Source organism: Haladaptatus sp. T7 (assembly GCF_026008575.1).
In the GTDB taxonomy this organism is placed as follows: Archaea; Halobacteriota; Halobacteria; order Halobacteriales; family Haladaptataceae; genus Haladaptatus; species Haladaptatus paucihalophilus.
Genome location: NZ_BROP01000008.1, coordinates 211,025 through 224,483, shown reverse-complemented (window position 1 = coordinate 224,483; position 13,459 = coordinate 211,025). Strand labels below are relative to the sequence as shown.

Sequence of the window (13,459 nt, the reverse complement as noted above, 5' to 3'; positions counted from 1 at the left end):
ACCCCGCCCGAACCGTCCAGCGACTCAGAAGGCGTGTCTGTGCCACCCGCCGTCGACCGGGAGGGACGCCCCGGTGATGTACGCCGCGGCGGGCGAGGAGATGTAGGCGACGGCGCGGGCGAACGACTCCGGAGTGCCGAGGTCGGAAATACGTTCCCCTGAATGACTCTCCATCCATACCTGTTTTTCGTGTGTGATTATAGCGCACGGAACGGGAATGGGGCGTCGTCCGCGACGTACCCATCGACGCGCGCCTCAGTAGGTTTCCGAGGGGTCGGCGGGACCGCTGAAGACGGAGTACACTACGCCGAAGTACACCACGACTATCGGCAGGATGAACGCCGCGGCGACGGTCAGCATGGTGAGCGGCAGATCCGAGACGACGCCCTCCTGCACCGTCAGTCCGACCGCGGGGTCGATGGCGGGGTACAGGAGGTTTCCGACGAACGCGACCAGCGCGTACGGGAGGAACGCGGCCGCCGCGAACGCCGCACGGTGGCGGTCCGCCCTGCTGGCGAGGACGACGCCCGCGACCAGCGCGACGGAGACGACGACGGCCGCCAGCGAGAGCGGCGACAGCAGCGCCCCGTGAAGGTCCGAGCGGGTCGCCGCGAGGTAGCCGATGACGACGACGACCAGCACGAGGTACGCGAGCGCGGCGCGACCGCTGTAGTCCGACATCTCGTCGCGGAGCGTTCCGCGCGTCTTCAGGCCGAGGAACGCCGCTCCTTCAACGAGCGTGAGCGCGACGACCGTCAACCCGAACGCGAGGGAGGGAACCGACACGATGGTCGATGCGCCGAGCACCCAGTTGGCGGCGAACATGCCGAGCAGGAACGGTGACAACGCGCTGCCGACGATGAACGACCGACCCCACCAACGCTTCCAGCGGTCGTCCGACCGCTGTTCGTACAGTTCGGGCGCGATACCGCGGAGGATGAGCGCCCCGAGGATGGCGAACATCAGGAGGTAGTGGCGGCTGAACAGTCCGGCGTACGCCGCCGGGAAGACGGCGAACAGCGCCCCGCCGAACACGACGAGCCACACTTCGTTACCGTCCCATATCGGCCCGATAGCGGCCAGCAGCGTCTCGCGCTCCTCCTCGTCGTCGCGGGTGGCGAACAACAACCCGACGCCGAAGTCGAACCCGTCCAGGAAGAGGAACGTCCCGAGCAGGACGAACACGAGCGCGAACCAGAGCACCGCGAGATCAATCATCCGCGGCCACCTCGCTTCCGGGAGCCTCCCGCTGCGCGCGTTCGATTTCGGGCGCGCCGCCGCGGATTATCCGACGGATGACGTACACGTACACGACCAGCAGAGCGGTGTACACCGCGACGAATCCGAGCAGCGTCAGGGTCGCTTCGGTGCTCGAAAGCCCCGGTGAAACGCCCGCGCTCGTCTTCATCACGCCCTGTACGACCCACGGTTGGCGACCGACCTCGGTGACGACCCAGCCGGTTTCGACGGCGAAGAACCCGAGCAGCGACGTCCAGACGAACGCCCTGTGGAGGAGTCCGTCCTCGAACAGTTCGCCCGTCCGCCAGCGGTAGCCGCCCCAGAACGCGAGGAGCATGAACCAGAAGCCCATGGCGACCATCAACCGGAACGACCAGAAGACGATTGCCACCGGGGGCGACCCTTCGAACTCGTTCAGGCCGACGATTTCGGCCTGCGCGTCGCCGCCGCTGGCGAGCCACGACGCTCCGCCCGGAATCCCGATGCCGAAGATGTCCTTCGCGCGGGGATTGAGGATGTCGTTCAACGACGTCGGGAAGGCGACGATGTACTCAGGGACGTAGGTTGCGGTGTCCCAAACCGCCTCCATCGCGGCGAACTTCTGGGGTTGCGTCACCGAGATGTGGCGGGCGTACGCGTCGCCGTGAAGCACCTGCAGCGGGGCGGTGATGATGAGCGCGACGAGCGCGATTTTGAGCGTCGCGCGCCAAAAGCGGTCGTCGTCGGTTCGCGCGCTTCGAATGTGATAGGCCGCGATACCCGCCATGAGCAGCGCGACGGAGAGCACGGCCGCGTTTTGCATGTGCACGAACATCCACGGGAACCGCGGGTTGGCGTAGGCGGCGATTGGGTCCACGAGGGTGACGATGGGATTGCCGTTCCGCATGGCGACCTCGAACCCGCGCGGCGTCTGCATCCACGAGTTCGCCACCAGAATCCACACCGCGGAAAGCCACGTTCCCAATCCGACCAAAATAGACGAGAGGAGATACAACCTGTCAGAAACCCGCTCGCGGCCGAAGACGAAGATTCCGAGGAACGTCGCTTCGAGGAAGAACGCCATCATCCCCTCGACGGCCAGCGGTCCCCCGAACAGTTCCCCCGTCGTCGCCGCGAACGCCGCGAAGTTCGTCCCGAACTCGAACTCCAACACCAGTCCGGTGACGGTGCCGACGACGAAGCTGACCGCGAATATCCGAACCCAGAACCGCCGTAGCTGCTCGTAAATGGCCTCACCCGTCCGTACCTCCTTCCACGTGAAATAGACGAGGAACGGCGCGAGACCCATACTCACCACTGGAAACACGATATGTACGATAGTCGTCAGTGCGAACTGGAGGCGGCTTGCGGTTGTTGGGTCGAGCATACTCACTCCTGATCCGAGCTAAGTGTGACATCCGCATTAGAACGCGGATGATTCCCACCCCACGATAATCAGATGCCGAGAATTAGAACTGTTATGGCCGACGAACTGTTCGGACCAGTATGATTTTGAGCGTCGATAGCGTCCGTTCTAGGGTAAATGTACGAGCGAATCCTGCTCCCAACGGACGGGAGCGTGTCCACGGACAAGGCGGTCGAACAGGCGCTCAACCTCGCGGACGCCTACGGCGCGAGCCTACACGTCCTATCGGTCGTCGACCGAACCATCGTCCCGCCGGACGTTCGGTCCGACATCCTCTACGACGAACTCGAAGACGAGTGCGCCGACGCGGTTTCGGACGTCGAAGCCGCGGCGAACGAGGCGGGTGTGGACGTGGAAACGACGGTACTCCGCGGGACGCCACACCGCGTGATTCTGGACTACGCCGACAAGAACGACATCGACTGCATCGTGATGGGAACGCACGGCCGCCGCGGTCTCGACCGGTACCTCCTCGGCAGCGTCACCGAAAAGGTCGTCCGCCTGTCGGAGGTCCCCGTCCTGACGGTTCGGATGAACGAGGAGGAGTGAAACGAGGGGTCGAAGCCGAACGGTGAAAATCCCCGGATACGGTATAATTTGGCGTTTCAGGCAGTTAAGACCGGATTTCCCGTCATAGACTTTTGTCGGATGACGCCGTAGACGTGTGCGGGTAGATGAGAAAATGATTGACACGCTAACAGACACGGGCGGATGAACGTTCTCGAAAGCGTTCGAATCAGTTGGCGAAACATCCGCGAACACAAACTTCGCTCGACGCTGACGACGCTCGGCGTCATCATCGGCGTGGCGGCGGTCATCACCTTCGTCACGCTCGGCGCGAGTTTGCAGGCGGATATCGTCAACACGGTCGCCGGCGGCAACGCGGCGACCATGTACGTCTCGGCGGAGTCGCCGAGTCAGAGCGGGATTCCGAACTTCGGGAGTAGCGGCGGACAAACGATTTTCACCGAGCACGACCTCGGCGGGATTCGGTCGCTCGAAGGCGTCGAAGCGGCCGTTCCGGAGAGCGGTATCGCCGCCTCCACGGTGGCGTTCAACAACTCGACGGTCGGTCGGCAGTGGGTCGTCGTCACGTCTCCGCCCTACTTCGACGTGAAAAACCAGCAATTCGTCTCGGGCGGGTCGTTCCGGAGCGGGGAACGCGAAGTGGTCCTGAACCGCCCCGCCGCGCGGATGTTCAGCGGCGGAAACGTTTCCGTCGGGGACAACATCACCGTCACGCGCGCCGTCAACGGGGAAGAGATCAACGCGACGGTGACGGGCATCGTCGAACCGTCCGACGAGACCACGCTGGGCATCAGCAGCGGCCCGACCCCGCGAATCTTCGCACCGACGGACCCCTTCTACCAGCGGACGGTGTACAGTCCGTCGGCGGACCGCAACCAGCGCGTGTACGGGCGGATACTCGTCCTCGCGGGCAATCCCGGCCAAGTGGACGCGGTGCAGGGGCGCGTCTACACGTACCTGGGCGAGGGCTCTGATGCGAGCGAACTGAAATCGGAGAACTACAAGTTCAAGGTGACGACGCAGGAGGAACTGGTCAGCCAGGTCAAACGGGTCAGCGACACGTTCACGGCGTACATCTCCGGCATCGCCCTCATCTCGCTCATCGTCGGAGCAATCGGCATCGCCAACATCATGCTGGTGAGCGTGACCGAACGGACCCGCGAAATCGGCATCATGAAAGCCGTCGGCGCGCAGAACACCGATGTCCTCCAGTTGTTCCTGTTCGAGGCGGTGTTGCTCGGCCTGTTCGGGTCGGCGCTGGGCGCGCTCGTCGGCTTCGGCGGCGGCTACGTCGCGGCCCAGCTCATCGGACTCCCCCTCGCGTTCAGGGCGGAATGGTTCGGTATCGCCGTCGTGGTCGGCGTCATCGTCGGGGTGCTCGCGGGACTCTATCCGGCGTGGGACGCGTCCCACACGAACCCCATCGACGCGCTCCGCTACGAGTGACGGTCGCGGAACCTCTCGGACGAGAGAACGGTTCCGTGAACTGTTTCGACCGTTTCAAATCGGGGACGACGGAGCGAACTCGTTTGGACCGTCCGTCCCGAAATCGACGCACTCACAACCTCGTGTTACTGTCGGTGGAATTCGCACCTACCCTCACTCCGCGGTCAGTATTCGTTGCTATCCCGCCGATAGCCACTGGATAACAAAGAGTGAATCCTGCGATAGTTCCGTCCGAACGAGACAAGTGCCGCTGCCAGCCTCGGAGCGGCCGCTTCCCCCAACACAACCATGGCTAGTCATCAGACGGATTCGAAAACGGCGCAGGAATCGAGAGGACTGAGTTACGAACTGCCATGGCTCGTCCCCGCGCTCATCGCCGGAGTGTGCGTCCTCTATCTCTACGTCGGAAGTCATCCCTATCCGTCCTTCGGCGCGGGGCTGTACCTCCACATCGCCGAGGAGATACAGAAAAACGGCTACGTCCTTCCGAAGACGATTCCGGGCTACACGCCCGACGGCGTGCCTTTCGCGTATCCGCCGTTCATGTTCTACATCCTGGCCGTCATCCTCGACGTGACGCGAGTCGGCGCGTTCACCATCGCCAGATACCTTCCCGGCCTCGTCTCGGTCGCATACCTCGTCCCGCTGTACTTCCTCGCGCGGGACCTGTTCGGGTCGCGGCCACAAGCCTCGCTCGCCACGCTCATCGTCGCCGTCAGCCCGCCGGTGCTCCAGTGGCACATCTCGGCCGGGGGCATCGTCCGCGCTCCCGCGATGTTGTTCTCGCTGACCGGAATCTACGCCGGGTTGCACCTCTTTCGGAACCACGACCGCCGGTGGCTCGTCCCCGCGCTCGTCACCTTCGCGCTGACGGTGCTGACGCATCCGATGTACACCATCTTCTTCGTCATCAGCTTTCTCGTGCTCTACGTCCGGTTCGACCGGTCCGTACGCGGGCTCGCCTACGGGTTGGTCGTCGGTCTCGGCGGGATAGTGCTCACAGCCCCGTGGTGGCTGTCGATCGTCTCGATGCACGGAACCGCCGTGTTCAGCGGGGCCGCGGGTACCCACGGCGGGCTCGGCGGTGCCATTCCGGCGCTACGGGGATTACTACGCCAGCAGCTCAACGAACCGCCGTTCCTGTCGGCGTGGCACCTGCTTCCGGCAATCGGATGTCTCTGGCTCGTTCGACGACGCGAGTACTTCCTCCCCGCGTGGTTAGTCGTCATCACGGCGGCGATGGACGAGGCGCGTTTCGTGTTCCTCATCGGCGCGCTCATCACCGCGCGATTCGTCTTCGACGGCATCTTCCGGTGGGTCAAGGAAACCTCTTCGTCCGCCGAACGGAACGAAATCGTCACGTTTTCCGTGGTGTTGCTGGCGACCATCGGCCTCAGCGGCGGGATGTTGTACGCGATGGGCGGGATGAACGCCCACGCCGGGAGTCCGTCCCTCCCGCAGTTCGTCAACGACAACGACGTCGAGGCGATGACGTGGGCGGGCGAGCACACCGACCCGTCCGCACAGTTTCTGGTGCTCGGCGACGCCGCGGAGTGGTTCCCACAGCAGACGGACAGGACCATCGCCATCGGGCCGTGGGGCGTCGAGTGGAAGGGTCACGAGCAGTACCAGTATCAACTCCATCAGTTCCGCGAGCTATCCCGGTGTCACAGTGCCAACTGTCTGACGACGGAACTGATGCGGATGCAGGTACACCCGCAGTACATCTACGTCCCGAAGGAAACCTACACGATTCGCGGGATGCGCCACTACCAACCGCCGGAGATGATGTCGACGATGCTCTCGTCGCCGCAGTATCACCTCGCGTTCGAGAACGACGAGGTGGCGATATTCGCGATGTCCGAGGGGTGGTATCCGTCGGGACCGGAGACGAGCGGACCGATGCCCGTCTGAGGGTGGGTGAGTCCGAACGCGACCCCCGAATTCGGCCCGAAAACAGCCGTGAGAGATAAGTCACGGCCGCGTGTATCGTCCAATCGGACGAATTTATTCACGAGAGAGTTACTTATGTCAGGACAATCACCACCGGAAAAACTTCGCGTCGGCGTCATCGGCGGCGGATTCATCGGAACGACCGTCGGACGCGCCTTCGAGGAGGACCCCCGCTCGACGGTCGTCGCCCTCGCCGACGTGAGCGAGGTGGCACGAGCGGAGGCCGGAAACGCGCTCTACGTCGGACAGGGGTCCCAGTACGAGCGGTACGAGGCGATGCTGGACGCCGAGGAGTTGGACGCGGTGCTCATCGGGACGCCGCACGCCTTCCACTACGAGCAGGTAACGGCCGCGCTCGACCGCGGGTTGCACGTGCTCTGTGACAAGCCGCTCACGACCGACCGCGAGAAAGCGCGCGAACTCGCGGAGCGAGCGGAGACGAGCGACCAGGTGCTGATGGTCGGCTATCAACGCCACTTGAACGAGGCGTTCGTCGAGGCGCGCGAGCGGTGGGCCGACTCGGAACTGACGCCGCGGTTCATCAGCGCCGAAATCACGCAGGACTGGATTTCCCGGTTCGAGGACACGTGGCGGACCGACCCCGACCTCTCGGGCGGCGGCAACCTCTACGACACCGGAAGCCACCTCGTGGACGCCGTTCTCTGGACGACGGGGCTGACGCCGACGTCGGTGCAGGCGGAGATGAAGTTCGCCGACGAGGACGATCGCGTGGACGAACGCGCACAACTCACGGTCGCGTTCGAGAACGGTGCCTCGGCCAGCATCTCGGTGTTCAGCGACGCGCCGTGCGTCCGCGAACACATCCACGTCTGGGACGACGAAGGGGCCGTGTACCTCGAAGGACGACAGTGGGAACCGCGGCAGTTGACCGAGATTCGGGAGGACAGCACGACGGTCTCACCCTACATCGACCAGCAACGAGGCGAGGACAAGGCGGCCGTGTTCATCGACTGCATCGAGAGCGGGAAGACGCCGCCCGCGACGGCCCGCGACGCGTTCGCCGTGACCGCGCTCACCGAAGCGGCCTACGAGTCCGCGCGAAGCGGCGAGCGCGTGACGGTTTCGCTCGACTGATCGTCGAAGCGGTAGGAAGAAGCGTTCGTAGCCACTCTCGGTGGTCCCGTCCGGGTCAGGTCCACCCGAGGCCGTCCACGACGTGCTTGCCGCCGATGAGGATGAGCGCGCCGCCGGCGAGGAGCACGAATTTCAGCGGTTCGTCCGTCGTTTCGGCTTCGAGAAATCCATCGCTCGGGGACCCCGGGGATACGTATGCCGTCACCGAGTCGCCCGTCTCGTACCCATCGATGACCGACCGGGCCTTCGATTTCGTATCGTAGCTCGGCGTGATAGTGGCGGGGTAGACGTTGTGTGCCGTGTAGGACTCGCCGCGGTAGCGATAGTCGAACGCGACCGTCGGCTTGTAGTCCGGGGAACTACGACGCCTCGAAATACGTTCGACGCCCGTATCGGTGATGGTGGCGTTCACCGTCACTGCATCGGCCACGGCGTCGGATTGTTGCGTGTAGTCGTAGACGCCGTAGCCCGCGACGGCGATGCCGACGACCAGCAGTAACGCCCCGAAGTGGGTACGGTCGAACGTGTCCAACGCGGTGGAGAGTTTCGAATCTGGGGACACGACGGGACGTGACAACTAAAACATGATAGTTTTTACGCACGAGCGGTTGGCGCACATCGCCGCTTCCGTCCGCTTTTTCACGGTTCCCTACCGACCAACGAGCGAATGAGAACCCGAGTGTCCGGTCGGTTTTCGCGCGTCGCCGACTACGACACGCTCCTGTTGACGGCCGGACTCTGGTTTCTCGCGAAGTTCCTGCGGTACGCACTTCCGGCGCTGTTTCCCACCTTTCGAACCCAGTTCGGCGTCTCAAACGCGTTTCTCGGAACGGTGTTCACGGTCACGATGCTCGGCTACTCGCTCATGCAGTTTCCCAGCGGCGTCCTCGCCGACCGGTTCGGCGCGGTGCGGGTCATCGCGGCGGGTGCCGCGGTCGCCGCCGGAGGGGCGCTGGTGCTCGGGGTCGCCGCGCCGCTCGCGGTGCTCGTCGGCGGTATGCTCCTCGTCGGTGTGGGGACGGGCATCCACAAGACGGTCTCGATTCGGTTGCTCTCGCGGGTGTACCCGACGAGGACCGGCCGGGCGCTCGGCCTGTTCGACACGCTCGGAGCGTTCGGCGGCGTGGCCGCACCCGCGGCCGTCGTCCTCGTGACCGACGCCGGAAATTGGCACGCGCTCTTTCTCGCGGGTGCCGTGGCGGGGTTCGTGCTCGGCGGCGGCGTCCTCGCGTACGTCCCACGGCGGTCATCGGACGCCGAGGACGATGGTGAGAATGGTGACTCCGCCGGTGGAGACGATTCCGCGAACCCGCTCGCGTTCCGGCGGTATCTCGACCTCTTTCGAAGCCGTCGGTTCACGGTATTCGTCGGCGTGACCGTCTGTTTCAGCTTCGCGTACAACGGCGTCGTCGCGTTCCTCCCGCTCTATCTCACCGACCACGGGTTGTCCGAGTCGGCGGCGTCGCTCGTCTACAGCGCCCTGTTCGCCGTGAGTCTGGTGCAGGTCGTCACCGGCGACCTCTCGGACAGAATCGGGCGGCTTCCGCTCGCCGTCGCCGTCCTCGCCGTCGCGGCGGGCGCGCTCGGAGCGCTTTCCCTCGCGGGGACGGCGAGCGCCGTCGTCTTCGGCGGTATCGTCGTCGCGCTCGGCGTCGGCAGTCACGGATTCCGTCCGATTCGCGGCGCGTACCTCGCGGCGACGATTCCCGACGACGTTGCCGGAGGCGGCCTCGGGTTGGTCCGTACCCTGCTGATGGGCGTCGGCGCGCTCGCGCCCGCCGTCGTCGGCGTCGTCTCCGACACGACCGGGTTCGCGGCCGCGTTCGGCCTGCTCGCGGTCGTGATGTCGTGTGCGGCGCTCTTGGCAGTTCTCACCGCACTTATCGGGACGTGAAACCCTTATCGGGGAGTGAAACCGACGAGCGGGGCGGGCGGTCGCGGTCATCCGCGGACCGCTCGACCGATCAGCCGACGTAGTGGGCGGCGACCCACGTCAGCAGCCCGAGCAGGACGAACGGAACGACGAGCAACAGCAGACCGAGGACGCGGTAGAGTTCGTTCGGCGGATACGGCGACGTTACGAAGAAGAGGACGAAGAAGAACCCGAGGATGATGAGGGGAACGATGTTCACCACGATGTCGAGCAGCGTCTCGCGGTCGAAGACGGAGTAGGTGGCCATCAGTCGTCACCTCCCGTGGCCTCGTCCGAACCGCCGTCCGTCAGTCCGTCGCCATCGCCGTCGCCACCGTCGGCGAGCGCGGTTTCGCGTCGGTTCTCGAACCACACCCACTCGGGCGAAAGCATGCCTTCCTCCTCCAGCGCCCACGGGTCGCCGCTTTCGACCGCCGGGCCTTCGAGCCACGACTGGACGATGTTCCAGACGAAGATGAACTGGCCGATACCGAGGATGAACGCACCGAGCGTGGCGACCTGATGCCACGTCGTGAACTGCGGGAGATAGGTCGCGTACCGGCGGGGCATGCCGCCGTAGCCGAGGAACAGCATGGCGAAGAACGTCACGTTCGTTCCGATCATCGTCAGCCAGAAGTGCCAGTGGGCGAGCGACTTCTGGTACATCTTGCCGCTGTAAATCGGGAACCAGTAGTAGAACGCCGCGAACAGGGCGACCCCGATGGCACCCATCACGATGAAGTGGAAGTGGCCGACGACGTAGTAGGTGTCGTGGAGCACGAGGTCGACCGGAATCGCCGCGAGGAAGATGCCCGTCACGCCCCCGATGATGAAGTTCTGGATGAACCCGATAGAGAAGAGCATCGGTGCCGTCAGGCGGATGTTCCCGTTCCACATCGTCGTAATCCAGTTGAAGACCTTGACGGCGCTGGGCACCGCGATGGCCAGCGACACCGCCATGAAACTGAGACGGATACGTGGGTCGATACCCGTTGCGAACATGTGGTGGGCCCAAACGCCGAACGAGAGGACGCCGATGGCCAACGTCGAGTAGACGACGAACTTGAACCCGAACAGCTTCCGGCCCGCGAAGCGCGGTAGAATGAGACTGACCAACCCCATCGGCGGGAGGACGAGGATGTACACCTCCGGGTGCCCGAAGAACCAGAAGAGGTGTTGCCACAGAATCGGACCGCCGCCGCCTTGTGGGGAGAAGAACGTGGTCCCGAAGTTGCGGTCGAGCAGGAGCATGATGATGGCGCTGCCGAGCAGCGGGAACGCGAACAGGATGAGCCCCGACTGCGTGACCATCGTCCACGAGAACAAATCGAGGTTCTCCCACCCGATGTTCGAACCGCGTTCGGTGAAGATGGTGGCGATGAAATTTATCGCCCCCATCGTGGTGCTGATGCCCGAGAGGTGCAGACCGAGAAGCATCAAATCCGTCGCCGGACTCGGTTGCTGAACGGAAAGCGGCGTGTACATCGTCCAACTCGTCTGTGCCGGTTGGATGCCCGACCCGATTGCCCCGAGTGGGAAGCCGATCCAGATGAGTATCGCCGCGGACGGTAGCAACCAGAAGGCGATGGCGTTGATGCGCGGGAACGCCATGTCGTCCGCCCCGATGAGGAGCGGGATGAAGTAGTTCGCAAACGCCGCAATCATCGGCGTCCCGAACAGGAGCAACATCGTGAGGCCATGGGTCGTCATCAGCGCGTTGTACGACTGCGCCTGGAGGAACATCGTGTCAGGCGAGAGTAGTTCGGTTCGCATCAGCAGGGCACCGATTCCGCCCCAAGCGAACGTTATCAACCCGTAGACGCCGTACAGGATGCCGATATCCTTGTGGTCGACAGTCGTCAGCCAACGGAGTATCCCCGAGGGCTTTTGCGCGTAGCCGACCCCCTGCTCTTCGCCGCGACCAAACCCCCCACCGGTGGGTGTGTACGACCGCCAGTCCTCGACTTGGAGGATGAAGTAGAGGACGACGAGAAGGAACCCACCCATCAGGATGGAGAGCGCCAATGATGTGGTAAGCGCTGCCATCACACAATGGTCGGGAGGCAAGGAGTAATTCGTTTCGGTCGTTTGTCATTTATTGCGCGGACACACGGGTCCCATCTATGACCTGAATTGTATTCGATGTGAAGCGTTCCGCGAGAAGGGACGTAGCACGACAACTCAAGTGGCGGACGGCAACGCGGAACGCACGGACGACGCGCCGAACCGGGCGTTACCAGAACGTGAGGTTTTTCTTCACCGCTTCCCGCTTCAGTTCCTGAATGTGCTGTGTCAGCGGGATGTCCTTCGGGCAGACGTTGGTACAGGAGAACTGCGTCTGACAGCGCCAGACGCCGTGTTCTTGGTCCATCTGGTTCAGTCGATGTTCCGTCACGGACTCTCCCTCGCGTTCGTCCATGGCGAACCGGTACGCCGCGTTGATGGCCGCCGGGCCGAGGTACCGGTTGTCGCCCGCCGCGATGTTACACGAGGACATGCACGCACCGCACCAGATGCACCGGGTTGCCGTCTTTATCTCCTCGCGGTTCTCGCGGGACTGGCGCTGTTCTTCGAGGTCGTCGTCCGGCTTCTCGTCCGTCTGGAAGTAGGGTTCGACCGCGTGCATCTGGTCGTAGAAGTGCTCCATCTCCACCACGAGGTCTTTGATGACCTCCTGATGCGGCAACGGTTCGACCTGCACCGGGCTGTCGAGGTCGGACACCTGCGTCTGGCAGGCCAGCCGTTGTGACCCGTTGATGAACACGGCGTCGCTCCCGCAGATGGCTTGCCGACACGAGTGGCGCACCGTCAGCGTGGAATCGAAGTGGTCGCGGGCGTAGATGAGCGCGTCGAGGACCGTCAGCCCCCGTTTGTCCGGGACGTAGAAGTGGTCGAACCGCGGCTTTTGCTTCTCGGGCACGTCGGGGTCGTACCGGAACACCTTGAGGTGAACCGACTCGTCCGGCGATTCGGCGGCCCGTTCCGCCTCGGCTTCGCGCTCCCGTCGCCGCCGCGCCTTGCGCTCCAGTCGGCGCTGTTGTGGCGACGATTCGGTCGCTCTTCCAGCCTGTTCCACTTCCTCTTCGGACTCCTGTCGCTCCATTTCCCCTTCCTGTTGGCTCATCGAAACCCCCTCGCACGGGTATCACGGGCCGAACGAGGATAAACCCCGTCGTCGATATGCCATTTCGGTCGGATGGCGAGCGACGGAACGACGGTTCGACGAACATCTCTCTGAAACGGACAAAAACGGTAACATGTTGGGCGACCATGCAGGAACGATTCGCATGGAATCCAAACGACACGCACAGAGCAGACGACGCGTCCTCAAACGGGGTGCCCTCGCCACCGCCGGGGTGGCTTTCGGCGTCCCCTCGCTCGTCGGGCAGGCGAGTGCGCAAGACGAGACGGAGGACTGCTGTAAGACCTGTTGGATGGACGTGAAACCCGGCTGTTGTCCGAACACGGTGAACGCGCGGGCGGACGAACCCGTCACGGTCTACATCGGCTGGCCGAACGTGAAACCCGAGAGCGTTCGTCTGGTTCCGTCGTCGGACCGGGCACCGTTCGAATCGCGGCGCTGTCAGAAGTACCGAAATCCGAAGTGGCGAGACATCACCTGTGCGGACATCGACGGCCTGCTCTCGGAGACCGACGGGCGGTCCGCACCGGCGTGTCGCGTGAAAAACGAGAACGTGGACGGCGACGCCGACGGCGACACCGTACTGACGTTCTGTAGCTGTGACCTCGAACTGTGTTCGAGCGACCGGAGCCTGCTCCTCGAAGCCGAGACGGGAAGCGGCTGTCGCCTGCTCGCCGTCGATAGCGTGAAGCCGGTTAACTGCTGACCCGCCACCAAGCACTAATCCTTCTTCCTCGTA

13 protein-coding genes are annotated in these 13,459 nt (G+C 63.9%); 6 read left to right on the top strand and 7 right to left on the bottom strand.

Features of this window, described 5'->3' with window-relative positions; all coding sequences use genetic code 11:
- Positions 1-24 precede the first annotated feature (24 nt).
- The 3 genes from OPC11_RS19795 to OPC11_RS19785 are packed head-to-tail and all read right to left on the bottom strand — an operon-like array spanning position 25 to position 2,605.
- Entirely contained in the window at positions 25-198 is a 174-nt protein-coding gene (locus tag OPC11_RS19795) for an SDR family oxidoreductase (protein ID WP_264783095.1), read from the bottom strand.
- A gap of 57 nt (positions 199-255) precedes the next feature.
- The gene (gene cydB, locus OPC11_RS19790; RefSeq protein ID WP_264783079.1) at positions 256-1,218 is read right to left on the bottom strand and encodes a cytochrome d ubiquinol oxidase subunit II; all 963 of its coding nucleotides are present in this window, start codon (positions 1,216-1,218) and stop codon (positions 256-258) included.
- A complete protein-coding gene (locus OPC11_RS19785) occupies positions 1,211-2,605 on the bottom strand; it encodes a cytochrome ubiquinol oxidase subunit I (RefSeq protein WP_264783078.1) in 1,395 nt (464 codons plus the stop codon). The genes cydB and OPC11_RS19785 overlap by 8 nt, the downstream gene beginning before the upstream one ends.
- Before the next feature lie 156 nt (positions 2,606-2,761).
- On the opposite strand from OPC11_RS19785, the gene OPC11_RS19780 reads away from it, so the two are divergent.
- From OPC11_RS19780 to OPC11_RS19765, 4 genes are all read left to right on the top strand, one after another.
- Positions 2,762-3,193, top strand: a complete 432-nt coding sequence (locus OPC11_RS19780; protein ID WP_007980730.1) for a universal stress protein — start codon at positions 2,762-2,764, stop codon at positions 3,191-3,193.
- Between the two features lie 162 nt (positions 3,194-3,355).
- Positions 3,356-4,618 carry an ABC transporter permease gene (locus OPC11_RS19775; RefSeq protein ID WP_069451355.1) on the top strand — a complete coding sequence of 421 codons (1,263 nt, stop codon included), beginning with the start codon at positions 3,356-3,358 and terminating at the stop codon, positions 4,616-4,618.
- Positions 4,619-4,906: 288 nt separating this feature from the next.
- Positions 4,907-6,532 (top strand): glycosyltransferase family 39 protein, encoded by a 1,626-nt coding sequence (locus OPC11_RS19770; protein WP_007980732.1) that lies wholly within the window; start codon positions 4,907-4,909, stop codon positions 6,530-6,532.
- A 114-nt stretch (positions 6,533-6,646) separates the two neighbouring features.
- The gene (locus OPC11_RS19765; RefSeq protein ID WP_264783077.1) at positions 6,647-7,666 is read left to right on the top strand and encodes a Gfo/Idh/MocA family oxidoreductase; all 1,020 of its coding nucleotides are present in this window, start codon (positions 6,647-6,649) and stop codon (positions 7,664-7,666) included.
- Between the two features lie 55 nt (positions 7,667-7,721).
- Here OPC11_RS19765 and OPC11_RS19760 read toward each other — a convergent pair whose 3' ends face one another.
- Positions 7,722-8,228 carry a DUF3592 domain-containing protein gene (locus OPC11_RS19760; protein WP_264783076.1) on the bottom strand — a complete coding sequence of 169 codons (507 nt, stop codon included), beginning with the start codon at positions 8,226-8,228 and terminating at the stop codon, positions 7,722-7,724.
- Positions 8,229-8,333: 105 nt separating this feature from the next.
- On the opposite strand from OPC11_RS19760, the gene OPC11_RS19755 reads away from it, so the two are divergent.
- Positions 8,334-9,560, top strand: a complete 1,227-nt coding sequence (locus OPC11_RS19755; RefSeq protein WP_264783075.1) for an MFS transporter — start codon at positions 8,334-8,336, stop codon at positions 9,558-9,560.
- A gap of 70 nt (positions 9,561-9,630) precedes the next feature.
- Here OPC11_RS19755 and OPC11_RS19750 read toward each other — a convergent pair whose 3' ends face one another.
- From OPC11_RS19750 to OPC11_RS19740, 3 genes are all read right to left on the bottom strand, one after another.
- Positions 9,631-9,846 (bottom strand): DUF6684 family protein, encoded by a 216-nt coding sequence (locus OPC11_RS19750; RefSeq protein ID WP_007977263.1) that lies wholly within the window; start codon positions 9,844-9,846, stop codon positions 9,631-9,633.
- Entirely contained in the window at positions 9,846-11,624 is a 1,779-nt protein-coding gene (gene ctaD / locus OPC11_RS19745; protein WP_264783074.1) for a cytochrome c oxidase subunit I, read from the bottom strand. The genes OPC11_RS19750 and ctaD overlap by 1 nt, the downstream gene beginning before the upstream one ends.
- Before the next feature lie 187 nt (positions 11,625-11,811).
- Positions 11,812-12,681, bottom strand: coding sequence for a succinate dehydrogenase/fumarate reductase iron-sulfur subunit (locus tag OPC11_RS19740; RefSeq protein WP_264783094.1), 870 nt, complete (start codon positions 12,679-12,681; stop codon positions 11,812-11,814).
- Positions 12,682-12,865: 184 nt separating this feature from the next.
- Between OPC11_RS19740 and OPC11_RS19735 the strand changes: the two genes are divergently transcribed.
- Positions 12,866-13,426, top strand: coding sequence for a twin-arginine translocation signal domain-containing protein (locus OPC11_RS19735; protein WP_264783073.1), 561 nt, complete (start codon positions 12,866-12,868; stop codon positions 13,424-13,426).
- The last annotated feature ends 33 nt before the right edge of the window (positions 13,427-13,459 follow it).